Origin of the sequence: Paenibacillus sp. FSL F4-0243 (genome assembly GCF_037963295.1) — a bacterium.
Classification (GTDB): Bacteria; Bacillota; Bacilli; order Paenibacillales; family Paenibacillaceae; genus Paenibacillus_AQ.
Genome location: NZ_CP150151.1, coordinates 2572069 through 2592773 on the forward strand (window position 1 = coordinate 2572069; position 20705 = coordinate 2592773).

Sequence of the window (20705 nt, forward strand, 5' to 3'; positions counted from 1 at the left end):
CTTTTAATCATCGGGAATGCCGTACGCCATGCATAATGAAATCCTTGAATTGTCGGTCCGTTGCCCGGTCTTCCTCCGTAACCACACCGCCCCGCTGATGCGTAATAATAACGGCTTTTTGTAAATACATGAAATACAGGTGGGTGGACTTCTGTAGAATGTTCAACCACTTATTTTTTTCCTCTGGAGCCACTGCTATTGTCTCAAGAAGTATAAGTCGCGAATACCAGCCTTCCATAGCCTTCTTAAAGTCAGGCAGTTCTGCAGGATTCTTAGAAAGCGTGCTGTAGTAAACTCCAAAAATGGCATCATAGTAGATCAGTGATTCCTGATGATCTCTTAGCGCCAAATATTTATCCAGAATGTTCTCCAGTGATTGTACCGGCTGTTCAAAATCAAAATCAAACAGCAGCTGTCCAAACATCCGCTCCAGGTTAAGGACATAGATTTGAGCGGCTAATTCTTCTTTGTCCTTATAATGATGATACAAAGTGCGCCGAGAGACCCCGGCTTGTTCTGCAATTTGAGCCATATCCGTGCGCTCAATACCTTGAGCACAGAACAAGCTGAGAGCTGTATCCTTAATGATCTCCCTCGTCATTTGCATCTGCTTTTCACGCAAATTCATTAATTTTCTCTCCTGCCTTGTGCGAGTATTTCGCTAATTCTGTGCTATTTCTGAGCTGGCTTCGACGTCATGAGGAACTTGCTCCCAACTGAATAGGGTTTCTGATGGTTGACTGCATCACCTAGCCATTTCAGAAGCTTCACACCATCTTGTTCAGCCTGAAAGAAGGTCTCTCTGGTTGCAAAAGTGTGCGGGGTTGTACCCGTCTTAGCATTTAGCCCATAGTCGGTCAGATAGTAATAATAATTAGGTAAAGTGGCAGCTAAAGAAGATACAGATTGCCGCATTTCCTGTGACCATTCATTAATAATGCGTTGATCTCTGGGCCCCTTGTAATCGTTGATGTTGTTCTGAAAGTGGATCAGAATCTCGTCAAATACCGAGTAGGATTGCAATATTACCGTATTCGCAGGCAGTAGATGACCGTTCGCTTTAAATGCTGCCCCGATGATATCCGCTTCAGGGGTATACCCAAAATTCTTAACGAAGTCTGCCTGCCATTCCTTATTCACAACATTTGGCCACTTGTCTGATTTCAGGAAGGAACTGTCTGAATATTGGAAGATCTCGGAGTCTTTGTAATGAGAGGCGATCTCCGGAGCCCAGAAGGCGGACCCGAATCCACCAGCACTTTCACCTGCAATTAGCAGTTTGCCGGGCTTTTCCACGTTGGCATATATCCAATCAAGGCTGCTTCGCACATTATTGCTGCCGTTATAACGCATTGTAAAGGTACTGCCGTCCTCTTTTTTATATTCAGCCGTACGGTTACCGATATGGAAATCACCCGTCGAATAGGGAAGGTAGACCACATTCCATCCATGAAAAGGATTGGCAGGGTTATCCGTATCCATCATACCTCTCAGCAATGTCAGCATATAGAAGGGGATGTTCTGGAAATAGTTGCCCGTATCTCCACCTTTAATGAAGTTCATTAGCTTGATTGGGTGCGCGGCGCTTTGGGCATCCCAACTGGCCCCTCCCCCGGAAAAAAAGATAATCCAGTTATTAGTCTCTCCCTTTTTATTCCAGATAAAATACTCTGATCCATCACTTGAAATGACATTTCCGTCCAGCTTGACTTTATTCCACTCATAAGGCTTCACTTCCGTGATTACGGGGGTGGCGGTGGCCGGTCTCTTGATCACAAAAGCGCTAATCGCAAGAATAGCAATCAAAGCAAGGCTCAATAATCCAATGCATGTGAATATCGTAATTTTCCCCATTCTTCTCATATACATCTCTCCCTTAATTGGAGTATACGCTACGTTAACTCATTGCGCAATGTGTATACTTAAATTCAAAATAAACAATCATAATCGAAAAACGGGGTGTCCTCGCAGCCTTTTTATACATGGCTACAGGGACACCCCGATTTTGTATGTTACTTCATTTAATTAGATTCTATACTTCGATTTCAAATGTTCTAATTTCGTAAGGTTCAAGTACAAAGGTAATGACAGGTTCAGTGTGAACCTCACCTTCAGGACGTTCCATTAGATTACATTCTTGCCACGAAATAATGTTCAAGTCGCTCGTCATATCAATCTGCTGGCGGCTTCCGGAATAGTCGTGAACACGTACAACTAATTTTTGACCATCTTCAGATTTCTTAAGGGCAGAAACCATAACCGTATTCATAGAAAGACGAATCATGGACTTTGTTTCTACTTCAGCTTGCCCCATGGTGCTCCGCAGTGGATTGTTGATGGACCAGGCTTGACGGACGGTATCACCTTGTAGCCAATCCCCAGTATGAGGCAGGATAGAGTAGGTGAATGAATGTTCGCCTTGATCCGCATCAGGGTCAGGGTGTGTTGCCGATTTGATTAGGGATAGACGCATCACATTATCCTTGATGTCGTAGCCATATTTGCAGTCATTCAGCAAGCTAACGCCATAACCACGATCTGATAAATCTGCCCACTGATGACCCACAGTCTCGAATCTAGCGTAATCCCAGCTAGTGTTCCAGTGTGTTGGACGCTTAACATTACCGAACTGGATATCATAAGTGGCTTCGGTAGCTCGTATCGCAACAGGGAAGGCTACTTTCATTAGCTGTTTTTTCTCATGCCAGTCTACGTTCGTCACGAAGTCGATACGACGATGCCCAGCGTGTAAGATCATTTGCTGTTTAATCGTGGAATCCATATAGCTCCATGTGAATTGCACAATACAACGCAATGAACCATTTTCTATGACTTCAATACTAGTGCAGTCGATCACTTCGCGCATTTTTTGCTGGTAGTAGATGTCAATGTCCCAAGCTTCATGTGCTAATGGTTTATCCTCAAATACTTGGAACACATTACCGTGACTTCCATTAGCTAATACTTGACGCTGTTCGTGTTTATCAAAGATGGATGACAATTGACCTTGCTCGTTCCACGCTATTTCAAGGTGAGGCGTTGAAATTCCTGATTCATTCAGCTTGAATGGAGTGCTTAGTGGCTCAGAATTCACATCTGCCACGAAGGAGATGGTGGTGTATCCGAGAGAAGGAATGTCGGACACTTCAATGATCCAACGATCACCTTCACGCTGAGCTTGTAAGGGTTTACCTTCTGTGTTTATCCAATGTCCTGTTTCCATGCCAGGCTCTATAGTAATTTCTACGAGCTCAGTTAATTCCCAAGAAGCATTGTTCCAGATGGTATATTTACCGGCTTCACTTCCGTTCACTAGTAGGTTCGTAGATTGTTCCCATACAGATTGACCAATGGCTTCGGCTTGAGCATATTCAATCGTACTGTCTTCGTACACTTCACGAATTGAAGAACCAGGAATAATATCATGGAATTGGTTACGCAAAATAATTCTCCAACCCTCGTCTAAATCGGTCTGACGATAGTTCGACCAATCTTCAGACACCACACTTTGCAGTGCGTTTAGCCATTCCGCCTCGCGGTATAGCAGTTCAAGCTTGCGGTTCATCTGCTTATTGTAGGCTTGGCTAGTGTACGTGCCACGGTGATATTCTAAGTAAAGCTCACCATCCCATACATGGACATAACGATCTGTATTAGCAACGGTTTCTTGCAGATTACGGAAGTAATCTCCTGCTGTTCCTGTTTCAATCTTCGGTAGTCCTGGGAGATCGTTGAGTCTGCGGCGCATCTCTAGCATTTCGCGGTTAACCCCACCGCCGCCATCACCATATCCGTAAGAAAGTAATAAATTGCGATTCACTTCTTTATCCCGGTACGTATCCCAAATTCCTTTTACAGTCTTAGGAATGATGCGGCCATTATAGGTGTAGAACCAAGAATCTTCTTCAGACCAAGGCTCTGGTGTTGTAATGAAGTGTGTTAATACTTCAGTGCCATCAATACCACGCCATTGGAAGGTATCATGTGGCATGCGGTTGTATTGATTCCAGCTAATTTTGGTGGTCATGAACGTATTAATTCCTGATTTTTTTAGAATTTGTGGCAAGGACCAGCTGTAGCCAAATACGTCCGGCAGCCATAAATAATCACATTCAACACCAAATTCATTACGCAAGAAGCGAGTACCATATAGCAATTGACGGACAAGAGACTCACCTGAGGTCAAGTTACAATCTGCCTCGAGCCACATGCCACCGCCAGCTTCCCAGCGTCCTTCAGCAACACGTTCACGAATCTTCTCATAGATTTCTGGATAATCGTTTTTGATGTATTCATAGAGCTGAGGTTGAGTCTGTAAAAAAGTATAGTCAGGGAACATTTCCATCAGACGGAGTACGGTCGAGAAGGAACGCGCACATTTCTCACGGGTATGCTTCAATTGCCATAACCAAGCTACATCAATATGGGTATGACCAATACAGGTAACAGTAACTGGCGAAGACTTTTCCATTTTATTAATTTCATCACGCAAATAGTTACGAGCTTCCTCGATCGAAGCGTAGAAGACCTCTGAACCTGGACGAGACCAGTCAATCAGAAGAAACGAGCGGTCTACTGTACTTAGCAGCTGTGTATATTCTGGTGTTTTTGAATCGAGTACGTTCAGCGTCTCAACTACAGCAAGTGCAGTAAAGTAGAAATCATCCGTTGCATCGTCCAGCCAACAAATTTCTGCCATACGAATGCCATGCGTTTGATCTTTTTTAGGACCGCCACCTTCTAGTCCCGACCATAAACGGAAGGTAAGAGGAAGCTGCGTACCTACCGTTTCATCCGGCAAGAACACTTCTGTATGATTGGAATCTACACCTTGATAGGGTTTACCATTGTAAAAGAATAAAGATTCAAAGCCGGAGTTGTTTCCGGCACCCGTCTCGCCAAAATCAAATCGACCCAGTACCCTGCGTCCTGCCCAAGAGGCGGGTACGTCTATCTGTGTCGTTAGCCATAAATACAAATCGCGGCCTTTCCAGGTATCGCCAACCTGTAGCTTAGACCATTCTCCATCCACGGGTGGTTCCGCTGCAATTTCACCTTGTTCGTCAATCATAGAATTGAAAAAAGGAATGTGTATTCGATCCCGGTAACGATATTCGGAAATCTCGTTTAGTTGGGAGTTGAGTTTACGTTTGGTTAGAAACATGAGTAATAGCCCTCCATTATCTTGATGGGGGACGAGGATTATAAGACTTATAGGGTGATTACAGGTTTGTTTGGGGGTAGAAACCAACTATAGACGATTTTTAGCGAGATGTAAACTCATGATAAAGAAAAAGGTTGCAAGGAGGAAAGATTTACATCTAAAAATGAATGCGCTCCCATTGCACAAAAAGAAAGGTGGTGTTAAGCTTCTAATCCTAAAGGCTAGATTTTGAGAGAAGGTGAATTTGTTGAATATAAAGAAATTTTATCAAAATCATTTACGAAAAAAGCTGTTTAATAAAATTTTAGCTATATATTCATCCATCATCATTATTACGCTTATTGCCTCTTCCATTACCGTTTATAAATACTATGAACAGACGATCACGCGTCAACATGTTGATGCTAATCGAGAGGTACTGGATTACGTGAGTTTATATATGAATCAGCAGTACGAAGGGATTCAATTGGCCATCCAGCAAATTTATAGTGATGCTTCTGTAAGTGAGGATTTGTCCTACTTTTTGCAACATGATTATGGAGATTATCTTAAATATCGTTTAGATCAGTTTGCTGAAATTGGGAGCTTCGTACCCCATACATTCGATACTTACTTCAAAACGTATTTGAATCAGAAAAGTGGTATCTCTGACGTTATCTTATACAGCACTGAGAAAGAATTTTATTATTTATATAAAAATAATACACGACAGCTCTACAAAAGAGATATAGATATTTCGGAGCAAAAATCACCCATACCCAAGAATGGTTGGGTTTCGCATGAGAAAAAATTATTACTTAAGGAAATAAGGGAAGACAATAACAATTTGTATACGATGACTAGGGAGCTTAAAGATCCGATTTCATTGAAAACGATCGGTATGCTCATTATAGATTTTGATGCTGAACTTATTTCAAAATGGCTTGGTACGAAAGGTACAGAGAATAATGGCCAAGTGTTGGTTCTAACACCAAGCGGTGACGTCATATATGATTCCTTAGGAAGGTATATGGGACAGCAGTATCCGCATATCGCTGGTCTTTATTCAGACAACTGGACTGCACTGGATGGATTATCCAAAGTTAACTTAAATACAACGAATAGCTCAGGTCTTATTGTGGCAGGAATCATTCAGAAGTCGCAGGTAAACAAAGAAATGGTGGTAGTACGAAATTGGATTATCGGGATTACGGCAGCACTAATTGTTGCGGCAATGTCCATTACATACGGAATAATTTTACGTTTCTCTAAAAAAGTGAAGATCATTGTCAAATCTATGAAGCGCTTACAGGAAGGCGACTTAAGCACGCGCATTCATCTTAACCGGGAGGATGAATTGCAGCTCATTGCCAACAATTTTAACTATATGTGTGAAAGACTAGAACTGTATATTAATAAAGTTTACATTTCAGAAATTACGCAAAAAAATGCAGAACTCGTTGCTCTTCAATCGCAGATTAATCCGCATTTTTTATATAATACGCTTGAAGCTATAAGGATGCGGGCTATTTCGCAAGGTGCGAAGGATGTAGGTCAGATGATTTACATTTTATCTACGTTATTCCGAACAATGATTAAGAAAAGTATGGTTGTTACCATCGCTGATGAGATTGAATATTGCAATCTATATCTTGAGCTGTTTCAGATTAGGCATAAAGATAAGCTTCAAATCGAGTCGCGAATAAGTCCAGTGGCTATGAATTGTTCTATCGTTAAACTGCTGATTCAGCCGGTCATTGAAAATTATATTGTTCACGGATTCAGGCCCGAACGCTCCGATAACTTAATCCGCATTGAAGTAACTGAATCAGACGGTAGCATTCAAATTGCTATCAGAGATAACGGAAATGGGATTATTCCCAGCAGGCTAACGGAACTTCAAAAAACACTTCAAGTCAGTATGCGAATGGATGCACCACCTTCCTCGCTTGGACTATGTAATGTGAATGAGCGAATTAAGCTTTATTATGGGATTGAATATGGATTATCGATTGCTAGTGAGATCGGTGTAGGAACAACAGTCATCATGAATATACCAGTGGTAAGGGAGAGTATTAAATAATGCACAACATACTTATTGTGGATGATGAACCTCTTATTCTTGAAGGATTACGTTCAGTGATCGAATGGGAAGATTATGGACTAAGAATCGCAGGGCAAGCGAGTAATGGGGAAGAAGCTTTAGAATTTTTGCATAGCCATAATGAAGCCATTGACATATTAATTACAGATATTACGATGCCAAAGCTTACGGGACTTGAACTCATTCAACAAATTAAGTCTTTTGATTCAAAAATGAGATTTATTATCTTAAGCGGCTATGAACAATTTGAGTATTTAAAAGCTGGAATGAGTCTAGGCATTGAGAATTATATTCTTAAACCCATTAACATAAAAGAATTGGAATCGACCATTGAGCAAATTGTTGAGGTCCTCAATCAAGAGGATGTTGAACAATTTCATGCGAAGGAGGATCAGCAAGTTTTACGTAACAATATTTTAAATCGTTGGGTCACTGGAAATATAGATCGACAGGAGCTATTGCATCGTTCAAAAGTCTTAAATATTTCTCTGGACTGTTCATGTTTTACGGTGGCTGCGATTCGGCTTATTACGGAACATGAGGAGGATGAGGGTCAACTGCACCCTAATCAACTTATGGAAGAATGTTATCGAATCGCTGTGCAGTCCGTAGCAGAGCGCGGAACAGTTATTGTATTTATAGATATGGAAGGTGATCTTGTTCTTATTGTTGCGGAGTCGGCTGAAGATGAGAACAAAGAAGAAATGTATTGCATGCTGCAACAAGTGCAATGTGAGATTATGCATGAATTAGGAAAGTCTGTATGGATTACGATAGGAAGTAAGGAATATACTTTTCAAGAAGTACCACAAAGTTATAAAAAAGCGAAAAGTTTATATGTGGATCATCTGATGCTGCCGGGCTACCCGATTATAGATGTGGACCAACTGTCGAAGATGGTGTTACATGAGGAAAAGCTCGAAATTGATTATGAAGCATTTACTAAACTATTATTATCTGGCGAGCGTGAGGCGGCAAATCAATTTATCGCAGAAACATTCCAAAAGCTGTTCGGATGTGGCGTGATTACACGCATTGATAATTACAACGTGGCGATTGAATTAATGTTGATCGCTAAGAATATGGAGAAAAACTGTAATTTCAGTGCTGTGTTTAATCCTTTGCTACGCATCCATACCATTGAGCAGTTGCTTCATCATGTGCAGGAAAGTGTGAATGAAACGTTTGACCAATTATCGCTAGTGAGTGATGAACTCAGTCCGAATATGAGATATATGGTGGATCAAGTGAGCAAACATTATAGAGAAGAACTATCTCTGAAGACGCTCAGTCAGCGAATGAATATGCATCCTACTTACTTGGGACAGCTATTTCAGAAGGAGATGGGGCGAAGCTTCTCTGATTATGTGAATCAATTCCGAATTGAAAAAGCAAGACAACTGCTGCTTCAAACTACGTTATTAACCAATGAAATTGCAGCTGAAGTAGGGTATCTAGATCCAGCGTATTTTTATCGTCAATTCAAAAAATCAGTAGGCATATCTCCAACAGAACTTCGAAATATGTATAAAAAAGAAAAGGCGTAGGATTTAGGAAATGTTCCCCGGTATCACGTTCAAGTGGAGGGTTCACGAACGTTGGTCACGGGAATGTTTCCTTTTTTTTGTTCAAATCTTAAGGATTTTCAAGCCTCACGGAGGTCTTTTTTTCTTGCGATCTTTAATTTTTACATATCATTCTGGAGTTTTTCAACTTTATGAAACCGCTTTTATAGCGCAGAATTAAAGATAGTTAAAGGGGCAAGGAAATAAGATCGAAAGGGTATTACGGGGATTGTTTGGGGATAGAGAAGGGGGATGTGGAATAGTGTCTGCATTTTTCAAAAGCTTAAATAAGGATAAAGTACTGTGGTTTATGGTATTACCAGGGACAATATGGTTCCTAATCTTTTGTTACTTACCGATGTTCGGAACCATTATTGCATTTAAGGATTTCAAGATTCATCGGGACGGATTCTTTGCAAGCGTTTTAAATAGTAAGTGGGTTGGCCTTGAAAATTTCAACTTTTTGTTCTCGACAGAGGACGCCTATATTATTACAAGAAATACGATACTGTATAACGTGGCGTTGATCTCTCTCGGTTTAGTTCTTGCGGTGGGCATTGCAATCACCTTGAACGAACTTGTGAACAAACGGATGGCCAAAGTTTATCAAACGGCGATGTTTATGCCTTATTTTCTTTCTTGGGTTATTATTAGTTTCTTTACATTCAGCTTCCTAAGTGTAGATAAAGGTATCTTGAATCAAGTGATTGTTTACTTCGGAGGCGATCCTGTTTCCTGGTATGGGGATACTCGCTTTTGGCCATATATCCTAATTTTCATGGGAATTTGGAAATCAATTGGTTATTCAAGTGTTGTTTACTTAGCGGCTATAGCGGGTATCGACAAGTCCTACTATGAAGCGGCAATGATTGATGGGGCCAGCAAATGGCAGCAAATTAAGTTTATTACACTTCCTTTGCTTAAGCCTTTAATGGTAACGCTAACTATTCTAGCGATTGGTGGTATTTTTAGATCTGACTTCGGTCTATTCTATCAAATACCTCGGGATTCCGGTGTTCTATACTCCGTAACGAATGTTATCGATACTTATATCTATCGAAGCATGAGTACGACAGGAAACCTGGGGATGAGTACAGCAGCGGGTCTATATCAATCGATCGTTGGATTTATCATGGTAATTGTAACGAATTCTATTGTGAAAAAGATCAGCAAAGAAAACGCGATATTCTAGAAAGGAGTCAATTGACGTTATGGAAGTATTCAAACGTAAGCCGAAAGAAGTCGACAACAACGCCATTACTCCTTTTTGGAATGTGGTACTCAATATTGTGATTGGAGTTTTCGCCTTTACCTGTGTGTTTCCGTTCTTGTTTGTCATAGCCATTTCTTTTACAGATGAGAAAGTACTCGCTTTAAATGGATTTAGCTTAATTCCAGAAAAATTTAGTATGGCGGCGTATCAGTTTGTTTTTAACACAGGTGATCAGTTATTTCGTTCCTTTGGAGTTACCTTACTTGTTACTGTACTAGGTACGCTCATTAGCTTATTTCTAATTACAACTTACGCCTATGTTCTTTCTCGAAGATCATTTCGCTATCGTAATTTTTTCAGCTTCTTCGCCTTCTTCACGATGTTATTCTCAGGCGGAATGGTTCCAAACTATATTGTGGCCACACAGTTTTTACATTTGTACAACACGATATGGGCTTTGATATTGCCAATAGCGATGAATGCCTTTTTCATCCTAGTGATGAGAACCTTCTTCCAGACTTCAGTGCCTGATGCACTCATTGAGGCAGCCAAAATTGACGGTTCAGGGGAGTTTCGGACGTTCTTGCAAATTGTACTTCCGATCTCATTACCGGGGATTGCAACGATTGGATTGTTCTGTACGCTGGGCTATTGGAATGATTGGTTTAATGCGCTGCTGTATATAGATGATGCGAGTCTTGTACCGCTCCAAGCGATGCTGATGCGAATTCAGAATAATATGGAGTTTGTTATCCAGAACAGCATGCAGATGGGATCAAGCTTTGAGATTGCTGCGACATTGCCGACAGAAACTGTTCGTATGGCGATGGTTGTACTGGCGACCTTGCCTATAGCACTAGCGTATCCCTTCTTCCAAAAGTATTTTGTAAAAGGTTTAACTGTGGGCTCTTTAAAAGAGTAACACTAATAAGATGTATTTATTCGAATCGCTAGAATAGGAGTCGATATAAATAAAGAGTTCATTAAACTAAAGGGGGAAAATAGAAATGAAAGTGAAAAAAAGTTTAACGCTCGCTCTTGCTGGAACAATGCTTTTGTCTGGCCTACTTGCTGGATGTGGTTCGAATAATAATACAAATGCTGCTAAAGAAACAAACAATTCAGCGGCAGCAGGGAATTCAGCAGGGAGTACATCGGAATTAAAGCCATATGAGCTGAAGATGTATTTAATTGGTGGACCTCAAAAGGACTTGGATCTTGTATTAAAAGAAGTTAATAAATATACCCAAGAAAAAATTAATGCGACGTTGAACATTACGATGTTCGATTGGGGTGATTACGATAAGAAGATGCAAGTCATTACCGCTTCTGGTGAGCCTTATGACATTGCCTTTACCTCTTCTTGGACAAATGATTTCCGCCGTAACGCAGCTAACGGTACCTTCTTGGGTCTGAACGATCTGCTAGATAAGTATGGAAAGGAAACGAAAGAGGTTTTGGACCCACGTTTCTTAGAAGGAACTAAGATTAAAGGTGAGATCTATGGTGTTCCTGTAAATAAGGAGCTTGGACAGCAATGGGTATGGCGCTTCAATAAGAAATATGTTGATAAATACAACATGGACATTTCCAATATTCGTACATTAGATGATCTAGAGCCACTTCTTAAAACGATTAAAGAGAATGAGCCTGCGGATATTACACCGCTAGCTGTTCCTAAAGGCTTTAAACCATTCATGCCATTTGACTATGTACTAGGTGATGAGTTACCTATCGGGGTCTATATGGATTCCACAGATGGCAAGGTTGTTAATATTCTGGAGACACCTGAACTTGCAACATCGTTAGATACGATGCGCAGACTTTACACAGCAGGTTACTTACGCCCAGACGTTGCAACACTTGAAGGTATTGATAATATTAAGACCGGTAAATGGTTTGCCGATCGCGAAATTACACAGCCTTATGCAGAAAAAGGTTGGTCTCGTTCAGCAGGTTATGAAATTGTAACTTCGCCTATGCATGAGCCTTATGTGTATACACAGTCCGCCGCAGGTTCGATGCACGCTATTTCCGTAACCTCAGGTGATCCTGAACGGGCTATGATGTTCTTGAATCTTTTGAATACAGATAAGTACTTACGCAATTTGCTCAACTATGGTATTGAAGGCACTCATTACAAGAAAATTTCCGAGAATGTCATTGAAGATCTGCCAGCTATGCAAGATAGCTATGCAATGCCAGGCTTCACGCTTGGAAATATGTTACTGACTTATCTGCATGCTGATGACCCTGCTGATAAATGGGATGCTTTCAAGAAGTTTAATGATTCGTCAAAAGAAGCTCCTACCTTCGGTTTTGCATTTGATCCTACACCTGTAAAAACAGAAGTAGCGGCCATCAACAACGTAACTAAAGAATTTATGCCAGCTCTATACACAGGTTCTGTTGATCCTAAAACATATCTGCCAAAAGCAACCAAGAAATTTAAAGAAGCTGGACTGGAAAAAGTCATTGCTGAAGTTCAAAAGCAGCTTGATGAGTGGAACCAGACAAAGAAATAAGCTTTGAACGTAACACGCCTACGATTAATCTAAAGGTAACACAAATAGGATTAGTGGAGACGGGCAGCTATGCTGCCCGTCTCTCTATCTATACTCATTTTTATCAAGAGGAGTGGGAATATGGAACAATTCAGACTGCCAACCATCTCAATGCCGAAGCTTCCGCTTCCACAATCGATTCAAGAAGTATTGAACGAAGCAGAGGAGAAATTAGCGCATCGGCCTAAACTATTGCAGCTCTTCAAGAACTGCTTCCCGAATACACTTGAGACAACGACTAAGCTCATGGATGATGGAACAACATTCATCATTACTGGTGATATCCCTGCTTCCTGGTTGCGAGATTCTGTGGAGCAGGTTATGCACTATGTGCCATTTGCGAAGAATGATCCGGATCTTCAACGTATCATTAGCGGTCTAATTAAACGACATATTCAGTATATACATATTGATCCGTATGCTAATGCGTTTAACGAAACAGCGAATGATTGGCATTGGAGCACTAGCGATATTACGGAAATGTCCCCTTGGGTGTGGGAACGTAAATTCGAGATCGATTCTCTCTGTTTTTCTATGCATCTGGCTTATGCCTATTGGAAAGAAACGGGGAAGACTGATATATTCGACGCTGGATTTAAGGCAGCAATGGTCAAAATATACAACTTATTTAAAACTGAGCAGCGCCATGCTGAATTATCTCCTTACAGCTTTATGCGTAATAATGGAATACCTGAAGATACGTTACGCAACAACGGTCTTGGTATGCCTGTAAATTACACGGGGATGGTCTGGTCCGGGTTCCGATCAAGCGATGATGCTTGCGACTTCCATTACAATATCCCGGGGAATATGTTCGCCGTTGTTGCATTACGTCATATGCAGGAATTCGCAGAATGGGTATTCCGTGATCTTGAATTTCTAAAAGAGCTTAAAGCATTAGAAGCGGACATTGATCATGGAATCAAGCTGTATGGTATTTATCGTCATCCGAGATTCGGACCAATCTACGCCTATGAGACCGACGGCTACGGCAACTACTGCTTGATGGATGATGCGGGAACACCGGGGCTCATGTCGATTCCTTATCTCGGCTATGTTACGGCAGATGATGAGATTTATCAGAATACACGGCGATTTGCGCTGAGCAAGGAGAATCCTTTTTACTTCGAAGGAACAGCAGCGAAAGGGATTGGCAGTCCACATACTCCGAAAGATTATATCTGGCATATGGCATTGTCTATGCAAGGTTTGACGGCTTCCACGAAGGAAGAGAAGCTGGACATGCTTGCGATGCTAGAGGCAACGGATGCGGGGACTGGTTTTATGCATGAAGGATTTCATGTCGATGACCCGAATATATTCACTAGAAAATGGTTTGCCTGGTCCAATAGTCTGTTCTCCCAACTAGTCTACAAATCGATGAAGGAAGGACTACTATGAGCAGACCTGTAATCATATTCTATGATTCTGATTTCCCAATTTCCAATTCTATTCCTAGTGACGCGGTTAAATCCATGCGTGAGTTCGGTATGATTGTGAATGCGAATCAGCTTGCAGCAACGCTTAAGGAAACCGAAGGTGGATGTTTCATTAATCTGCATGCACCCTATTTTCCAAAAGCGGCATGGATAGACATTCTTGGATATTTGCAAAGAGGTGGTGGGCTGATCAGCATTGGAGGTGCCCCCTTCAAACAACCCGTTCGCTGGAAAAATGAACAATGGCATGTGGAAGCAGAGCAGACCTCTTATCACCAAGAGCTGTCTATTCATGAGGTACTGCGTGTTGATTGTTCTCGCAACCAGTCCTTGCTTGCATCAGATGTCATTCCTCTGCTTAAGGGGCAAGAAGCTCTTTTTATAGCGAGTGAAGAGACATGGAACCTTGTGCCACATACGACGAAGACGAGTGATTTACCCCATCAAATGGGGTCAGCAGGTCCGATGAGCACACGGATTTACCCGCTTTTGAAGGGAATTACGCATGAGGGGCGGGAAACTGCTGCTCCAGTAGTTCTTTGGGAGAATACGATTGGTTTATTTGCAGGCTCACGCTGGCTGTTCGTAAATACGGCTGCAACGGCTTCTTTATGGAAGGAAAAAGGGCTGTCCGCGATGACTGAGTGGGTTCGTTTCTGTAGTAAGGGTGTAACGGAAATGTGGGTTAAGCCAAATTACGCGTCATATGAGTCAGGAGAACGGGCTTCTCTGACACTTCAGATTCAGCAGCTTGAGCGGGTACAACCTTCTTTGCGAAATGAAGACAATTGGAAGTTAACAATGAATGTTGAGCATGAATCCGATCCCTCCTTGCGTTGGTCCGATTGTTTGGAGATGAAGGCTAATGCTGAGCTTAACATCGTTCGGGTGCCTATTCCTCTGGAAATTAGGAGTGGTCTGTTCCAAGTGATCTGCGAAGCGGAAGCCAGTGATGGTGAGGTCCGTATTCTACGTCAAGGGTTCTGGGGGCATGCCCCTGAACTTCTAGCAGCAGGTGAACCGGTAACGAGTGGAAGAGATTATTTCATAAAAGATGGGCGTCCGCTACCTGTTGTGGGGATGACTTATATGACGAGTGATGTGGCACGGAAATTTCTATTTCTGCCGAACGTTGGGGTATGGGATCGCGATATGGGTCAAATGCGGAAGGCAGGGATTAACTGGATCCGAACAGGAATCTGGACTGCTTATCGTAACGTGATGCAAGACGATGGTCATGTTTCAGAAGAGGTACTGCGAGCGATTGATGCCTTTATCATGACGGCGAAGAAGCATGATCTTCAGGTGACTTTCACGTTCTTCTCCTTCACACCGGAAACGTGGGGTGGGGTGAATCCTTATTTGGACCCACAAAGTGTTGAGGCTCAGAAGCGGTTCATTCGTTCTATTGTATCTCGTCATAAAGCGTCTTCGAATGTAGATTGGGATCTTATTAATGAACCATCGATGTTTGATCCGGCACGGATTTTCTCGGATGGTCCGAGTTCATGTCATGATCGCTTCGAGCAACAAGCTTTCATAGAATGGCTTCGACATAGACATGGGGAAATCGAAGTACTACAGGAACGTTGGAATATGACACCCGCACAGCTTCCTGACTTTGAATCGGCAGGGCTGCCAGAAGCGAAAGAGATGAACTTCGATGTACAGGATATGCACAGCGCTAAAAGAGGGACGCGTTGGCTTGATTATTGCTTGTTCTCCATGGATATGCATAACCGCTGGGTGAAGCAGTTATCTGACGCCATTAAGGAGCAATGTCCAGATCAGATGGTTACGGTCGGTCAGGATGAAGGGCTAGGGGCACAGCGACCTTCGCCGTTCTTCTACGAGGAGGCGGTGGATTACACCACTGTACATTCCTGGTGGTTTAATGATTATCTGGTGTGGGACGGCATCTTTGCCAAGACACCTAATAAGCCAAACCTAATTCAAGAGACTGGCGTCATGTATGTAGAAACTCCTGATGGACGAGCCAAACGTTCGGAGCTAGAGCTGCGAAATCTTCTCGAACGCAAATATGCCTATGCGTTTGGAACTGCTGGTGCGGGGGCCATACACTGGATTTGGAATACGAACTTCTATATGGATAATGCGAATGAGTCACATATCGGAGCATTGAGAGCAGATGGAACTGAAAAGCCAGAGGCGGATGTCTCTTATGACTTCGGGAAGTTTATAGAAGGCATTCGTGACGTATTTGGAGATCGGAAACTGGAAGAGATCGCTGTGGTGTTTCCGTATTCGAATGATTTCTCTAACCGGAAGCTGGCTTTCGCTGCTACAACAGAGCTTACCCGTATTCTTTCATATGATCTAAAGATGCCTTTCAGAGGGGCTTCTGAATACCATCTAGATGATTTGGAGAACCATCCTGTGAAGCTTATTATACTGCCAAGCGCGCATAACTTCGATGATGCAGCGATGGAAAGATTGTTACACATCGTTGAAGAGACTGGTGCGGTATTGCTTGCTACAGGCCCGCTCGACATTGATGCTTACTGGCGTTCTTCAGAGCGCTTAAGTGATATTCTTGGCAAGCGTGAATTGCGTAATGTGCGCCGTGAAGAAGTGCTTAGCCTTCAAGGCCAAGAACTCCCCGTCTCCTTCGGTCACCGACGGATTGCTGAGGTATCGAAGGAAATGATGATTCACGAATCCGGCGGAAGCGGAAGCTCTACTATAGACTCAGTCATAAACATCCCGCTTGGCAAGGGTCGTCTCCTATGGAGTCCACTGCCCGTTGAATTGAGCGACCGAAGTGATACTACGTCTGCACTGTATCGCTACGCGCTCCATGCTGCTAATGTGGAGTGTGACTTGGAGTGGATTAGCGGAGGGGACTTAGTAGGTATCTACGGACGGAAATTGAGCTTTGCTACAGGAGCGCTCTTCACCTTCGTATCGGAATATGCTCAGGATGCGAAAATCGAGGTGAAGGATTCAGCCACTGGCCGAACCTACGCGTTCTTGTTGGAACAGGAACGTTCAGTCCTGTTTGCTACGGACTATAAAGGTGATCTTCTTGGCGTGTATCGCCAGCAGGATGTTGAAATCCATATAACTTATCCACATCTACTACATTAAGGATCTTAGTAGAGAGTACGTATTGCATATAAGGAGGTCTTCACATTGGATAGCTCAAATAAATCTATTAAACCTCAGACTGCCCATATTATTTCTCATACTCACTGGGACCGGGAATGGTATCTTCCATATGAAAAGCATCATGTACGCCTGATTAAACTGGTCGATGAATTGCTGGATCGATTGGATGAGGATGGTGAATTTAAGAGTTTTTATCTTGACGGACAGACAATCATTCTGGAAGATTATCTTCAAGTTCGTCCCGAGAATCAAGATCGTCTACAAAAACATATTACGGAAGGTCGTCTTCTGATTGGACCTTGGTATATTCTGCAAGATGCTTTCCTTACCAGCGGAGAGGCAAATGTACGTAATATGCAGATTGGTCATCAGGATTCGAAGCGTTACGGTGAACCTTCTAAGATCGGTTATTTTCCGGACACCTTTGGTCTAGTGGGTCAGACTCCACAATTAATGAAGCAATCAGGCATCAATAATGCCTTTTTTGGAAGAGGTGTAAAGCCGACTGGATTCAACAATACAGTATCGGACGGTGGATATGAATCTTCGTTCTCTGAGCTGATATGGGAAGGTCCGGATGGATCGAAAGTACTTGGAATTCTATTTGCGAATTGGTATTCGAACGGAAACGAAGTGCCAGTGAATGAAGCAGAGGCAAAAGAGTTCTGGGAGAAGAAGTTAGCAGATGCTCGGAAATTTGCCTCTACAGGCGAGTTATTATTCATGAACGGCTGCGATCATCAACCGGCTCAACTGGATTTGCCGGAGGCTATTGAAACTGCGAAGCGGTTATATCCAGATATGGAATTTATCCATTCCAACTTCCCTGATTACCTTAAAGCTGTAGAAGATGTAATGGATCACAACAACTTGTCGACCGTAAAGGGCGAACTGCGGAGCCAGCACACTGACGGATGGGGGACGTTAGTGAATACTGCATCTGCTCGTGTCTATTTGAAACAGATGAATCAGGAAGGGCAAGTCTTGCTTGAAAAGGTGGCTGAGCCACTCGCTTCATTCGCACATGTATTGGGCAAAGATTACCCTCATCATCTGTTCACCTATGCCTGGAAGACGTTAATGCAGAACCATCCTCACGACAGCATTTGTGGCTGCAGCGTGGATGAGGTACATCGCGAAATGGTAACACGCTTTGATAAAAGCCGTCATGTAGCAGAGACCATTGTTGATGATAGTAAGCGCATGATCGCTGAAGCTGTGAATACGTCCGGTTTTGCAGCATATGGTGAAGAAGTGCTTCCGTTAGTAGTCATGAATATGACAGGGTGGAGACGCACGGGTACAGTGAGCATAGAAATTGATGCGGCACGTCTATATTTGAGAGAGGGTTTCTCTCTAGAAGAAACGGCCAGCCGTATGAAAGATATTGACTTAAACGGTCGTGAATTAGTAGACGATCAAGGGAATACCATTACATGCCAGATGGAGGATTTGGGTCTTCAGTTTGGTTATGATTTGCCTGACGATAAATTCCGCCAGCCCTATATGTGCCGCCGAGTAAGACTTACCTTTGAAGCTGTGCAAGTTCCGGCGCTGGGTCTTCGTGCATATGCGTGGGTTCGTCGTGCTAACGCAGGGTTGCCTATAGCTCCTGAATCTTTGCTTCAAGGGGATCGGGTGTTGGAGAATGAGGCCATCAAAGTAGTGATCCATGATAATGGTTCATTTACGCTAAGTGACAAAGCCAGTGGCATGACCTACCGGGATCTTGGTGTGTATGAGAACACAGGTGATATCGGGAATGAATACATGTATAAACAGCCAGAGGGTGAACAAGCTTTAACGACCAAGGGACTACAGGCGAATATTTGCGTTTTGGAAAATACACCTTATCGAGTATCTGTGGAAATTAAGCATGACTGGGAGATTCCAGCCTCAGCAGATAATAAGCTGGACGAGGAACAGCGTGCCCTTGTGTACTACCCGGAGCGGAAAGCGCAGCGCAGTAGTGACACAGTCATTCTTAAACTTCGTACCGTAATTGGCTTGGAGCGGGGCGGGAAAGGGCTGCATATCGAAACGACGATAGACAATAAAGCCAAAGATCACCGGATTCGTGCGCTATTTCCGACAGATTTGAACGCCGCCACACATCATGTGGATTCGATGTTTGAGGTTGCGGAGCGGAATATTGAGCCAGCTACAGAATGGATGAATCCGAGTAACACGCAGCATCAGCAGGCCTTTGTTGATATCAGTAATGAAACAGCCGGTCTAACCGTCGCTAACTTTGGATTAAATGAATATGAAGTATTAAGAGATGGTCGTAACACCATTGCGATTACATTACTCCGTAGCGTGGGTGAATTGGGAGACTGGGGTTTGTTCCCAACTCCAGAAGCGCAATGTCTCGGAGAGCATGTTGTACGTATGGAGCTCATCCCACACACAGGAGATGGTATAACCTCAGGTGCTTTTGCTGAAGCTTATCAATTCCAGATTCCTTGGGTCGTATGTCAGACTGATGTACATGAAGGAGCGATTGCTCCGGTGTATACTCCATTCGAATGGGAGAGTCAGGAGCTCGCATTTTCCTCTCTAAAAATGAACGAGCAGACTGGAGACCTACTGCTTCGCTGGTACAACATGAGTCAGCAAAGTACCGACCTGACCATCCGTTCAACGATACCGCAGAAGTATTTCTATAAGACGTCGATCCTGGAAGAGGAGAGCCACCCACTCTCTAGCGAAGAGAAAGGTAGTTCGGCCTTACAGATCGGTCCATGCGAAATTGTAACGATTGGTATTCGGAGATAGAATTAACTTATTTTTTTCTTATAATTTAACAAAAGGACGATAACCAAAAGTCATTCGACTCTTTGGTTATCGTCCTTTTAAGTTTATAACTATGAGCTTTAAGAAGAAGACTTACTACGCGTTGGGGAACTGAGATGATCAATCTGCTCGTCTAGAACGGTGCTGGCTTTGCCTAAAAATTGTGAAATGAGGGCAAGTTCTTCATCCGTATAGGAAGCAGCCAATTTAACCATAGCGGTATGAAGTGGCATGTACGTGTCAATGACATCTTCTTTATTTTCATACAACGGGACAATAATTACTTTACGGCGATCATTAGGGTCATTTTGTCTGCGAACGTATCCGTTTTTTTCGAGACGATCTATTAATGCAGTAACGCTACCTGTGGCAAGTCCAGTTAGTTTGGACAGCTCTCCAGCGGTAATGGGGCCTTTTTCACGCAGGATATCCACAGACAAAAAATCATTATTGTATAACCCAAGAGAGGCGGCTACGTTTTGCTGGTATACCACCGTTCGGGTTCCCAGACCACGCATGAGTAAGGTGAATTGTTCTTGCTCTGGTGTAGGTTGTGCTTGTTCATGGCTTGACAAAGGATAACGCCCCTTTTAAAATCTTTATATCTCGTCAATCGAGATATTTGATTATGAAGTTATTTTAAAATGTGTTATTTTACAAATACATTCTATCGAATTAAGCATACTTTTGCAAAAAAAGTAGTATGACAGCATTCGTAAATGGTTATGGATAAGAGATATATCTAGTGTGAT

Annotated in this window: 12 protein-coding genes; 8 read left to right on the forward strand and 4 right to left on the reverse strand. The window is 42.7% G+C overall.

What is annotated here, in order from left to right:
• Nucleotides 1–7 precede the first annotated feature (7 nt).
• From NSS87_RS11205 to NSS87_RS11215, 3 genes are all read right to left on the reverse strand, one after another.
• Nucleotides 8–628: a helix-turn-helix domain-containing protein gene (locus NSS87_RS11205; RefSeq protein ID WP_339247090.1), complete on the reverse strand. Its 621-nt coding sequence runs from the start codon at nucleotides 626–628 to the stop codon at nucleotides 8–10.
• A 44-nt stretch (nucleotides 629–672) separates the two neighbouring features.
• Nucleotides 673–1863: a pectin acetylesterase-family hydrolase gene (locus NSS87_RS11210; protein ID WP_339247092.1), complete on the reverse strand. Its 1191-nt coding sequence runs from the start codon at nucleotides 1861–1863 to the stop codon at nucleotides 673–675.
• Nucleotides 1864–2032: 169 nt separating this feature from the next.
• The gene (locus NSS87_RS11215) at nucleotides 2033–5164 is read right to left on the reverse strand and encodes an alpha-mannosidase (protein WP_339247095.1); all 3132 of its coding nucleotides are present in this window, start codon (nucleotides 5162–5164) and stop codon (nucleotides 2033–2035) included.
• Between the two features lie 247 nt (nucleotides 5165–5411).
• Here NSS87_RS11215 and NSS87_RS11220 point away from each other — a divergent pair, with 247 nt between their 5' ends.
• The 8 genes from NSS87_RS11220 to NSS87_RS11255 all read left to right on the forward strand — a co-directional run bounded on the left by NSS87_RS11220 (nucleotide 5412) and on the right by NSS87_RS11255 (nucleotide 19935).
• Nucleotides 5412–7226, forward strand: coding sequence for a sensor histidine kinase (locus tag NSS87_RS11220; protein ID WP_052404244.1), 1815 nt, complete (start codon nucleotides 5412–5414; stop codon nucleotides 7224–7226).
• Nucleotides 7226–8794, forward strand: a complete 1569-nt coding sequence (locus tag NSS87_RS11225) for a response regulator transcription factor (protein WP_339247097.1) — start codon at nucleotides 7226–7228, stop codon at nucleotides 8792–8794. Before NSS87_RS11220 ends, NSS87_RS11225 begins: the two co-directional genes overlap by 1 nt.
• Before the next feature lie 280 nt (nucleotides 8795–9074).
• Complete coding sequence (locus NSS87_RS11230) at nucleotides 9075–10004, forward strand: ABC transporter permease subunit (protein WP_231573424.1); 930 nt, start codon at nucleotides 9075–9077, stop codon at nucleotides 10002–10004.
• Nucleotides 10005–10023: 19 nt separating this feature from the next.
• Complete coding sequence (locus NSS87_RS11235; protein WP_042187007.1) at nucleotides 10024–10947, forward strand: carbohydrate ABC transporter permease; 924 nt, start codon at nucleotides 10024–10026, stop codon at nucleotides 10945–10947.
• A gap of 85 nt (nucleotides 10948–11032) precedes the next feature.
• On the forward strand, nucleotides 11033–12550 hold the full coding sequence (locus NSS87_RS11240; RefSeq protein ID WP_339247101.1) for an ABC transporter substrate-binding protein: 1518 nt from the start codon (nucleotides 11033–11035) through the stop codon (nucleotides 12548–12550).
• Between the two features lie 120 nt (nucleotides 12551–12670).
• Complete coding sequence (locus tag NSS87_RS11245) at nucleotides 12671–13990, forward strand: glycoside hydrolase family 125 protein (protein ID WP_339247104.1); 1320 nt, start codon at nucleotides 12671–12673, stop codon at nucleotides 13988–13990.
• Nucleotides 13987–17136 (forward strand): beta-galactosidase, encoded by a 3150-nt coding sequence (locus NSS87_RS11250; protein ID WP_339247107.1) that lies wholly within the window; start codon nucleotides 13987–13989, stop codon nucleotides 17134–17136. The genes NSS87_RS11245 and NSS87_RS11250 overlap by 4 nt, the downstream gene beginning before the upstream one ends.
• A 45-nt stretch (nucleotides 17137–17181) precedes the next feature.
• On the forward strand, nucleotides 17182–19935 hold the full coding sequence (locus NSS87_RS11255) for an alpha-mannosidase (protein ID WP_339247109.1): 2754 nt from the start codon (nucleotides 17182–17184) through the stop codon (nucleotides 19933–19935).
• Nucleotides 19936–20033: 98 nt separating this feature from the next.
• Here the strand turns inward: NSS87_RS11255 and NSS87_RS11260 are convergent, their stop codons facing one another.
• The gene (locus NSS87_RS11260) at nucleotides 20034–20471 is read right to left on the reverse strand and encodes a MarR family transcriptional regulator (protein WP_231573481.1); all 438 of its coding nucleotides are present in this window, start codon (nucleotides 20469–20471) and stop codon (nucleotides 20034–20036) included.
• Between the last annotated feature and the right edge of the window lie 234 nt (nucleotides 20472–20705).

Bases quoted from the DNA above. Each gene is read 5' to 3' on its own strand.
- NSS87_RS11225 (WP_339247097.1), top strand. From the start codon at position 7,226: ATGCACAACATACTTATTGTGGATGATGAACCTCTTATTCTTGAAGGA.
- NSS87_RS11245 (WP_339247104.1), top strand. From the start codon at position 12,671: ATGGAACAATTCAGACTGCCAACCATCTCAATGCCGAAGCTTCCGCTT.
- NSS87_RS11210 (WP_339247092.1), bottom strand. From the start codon at position 1,863: ATGAGAAGAATGGGGAAAATTACGATATTCACATGCATTGGATTATTG.
- NSS87_RS11215 (WP_339247095.1), bottom strand. From the start codon at position 5,164: ATGTTTCTAACCAAACGTAAACTCAACTCCCAACTAAACGAGATTTCC.
- NSS87_RS11250 (WP_339247107.1), top strand. From the start codon at position 13,987: ATGAGCAGACCTGTAATCATATTCTATGATTCTGATTTCCCAATTTCC.
- NSS87_RS11240 (WP_339247101.1), top strand. From the start codon at position 11,033: ATGAAAGTGAAAAAAAGTTTAACGCTCGCTCTTGCTGGAACAATGCTT.
- NSS87_RS11205 (WP_339247090.1), bottom strand. From the start codon at position 628: ATGAATTTGCGTGAAAAGCAGATGCAAATGACGAGGGAGATCATTAAG.
- NSS87_RS11260 (WP_231573481.1), bottom strand. From the start codon at position 20,471: ATGCGTGGTCTGGGAACCCGAACGGTGGTATACCAGCAAAACGTAGCC.
- NSS87_RS11235 (WP_042187007.1), top strand. From the start codon at position 10,024: ATGGAAGTATTCAAACGTAAGCCGAAAGAAGTCGACAACAACGCCATT.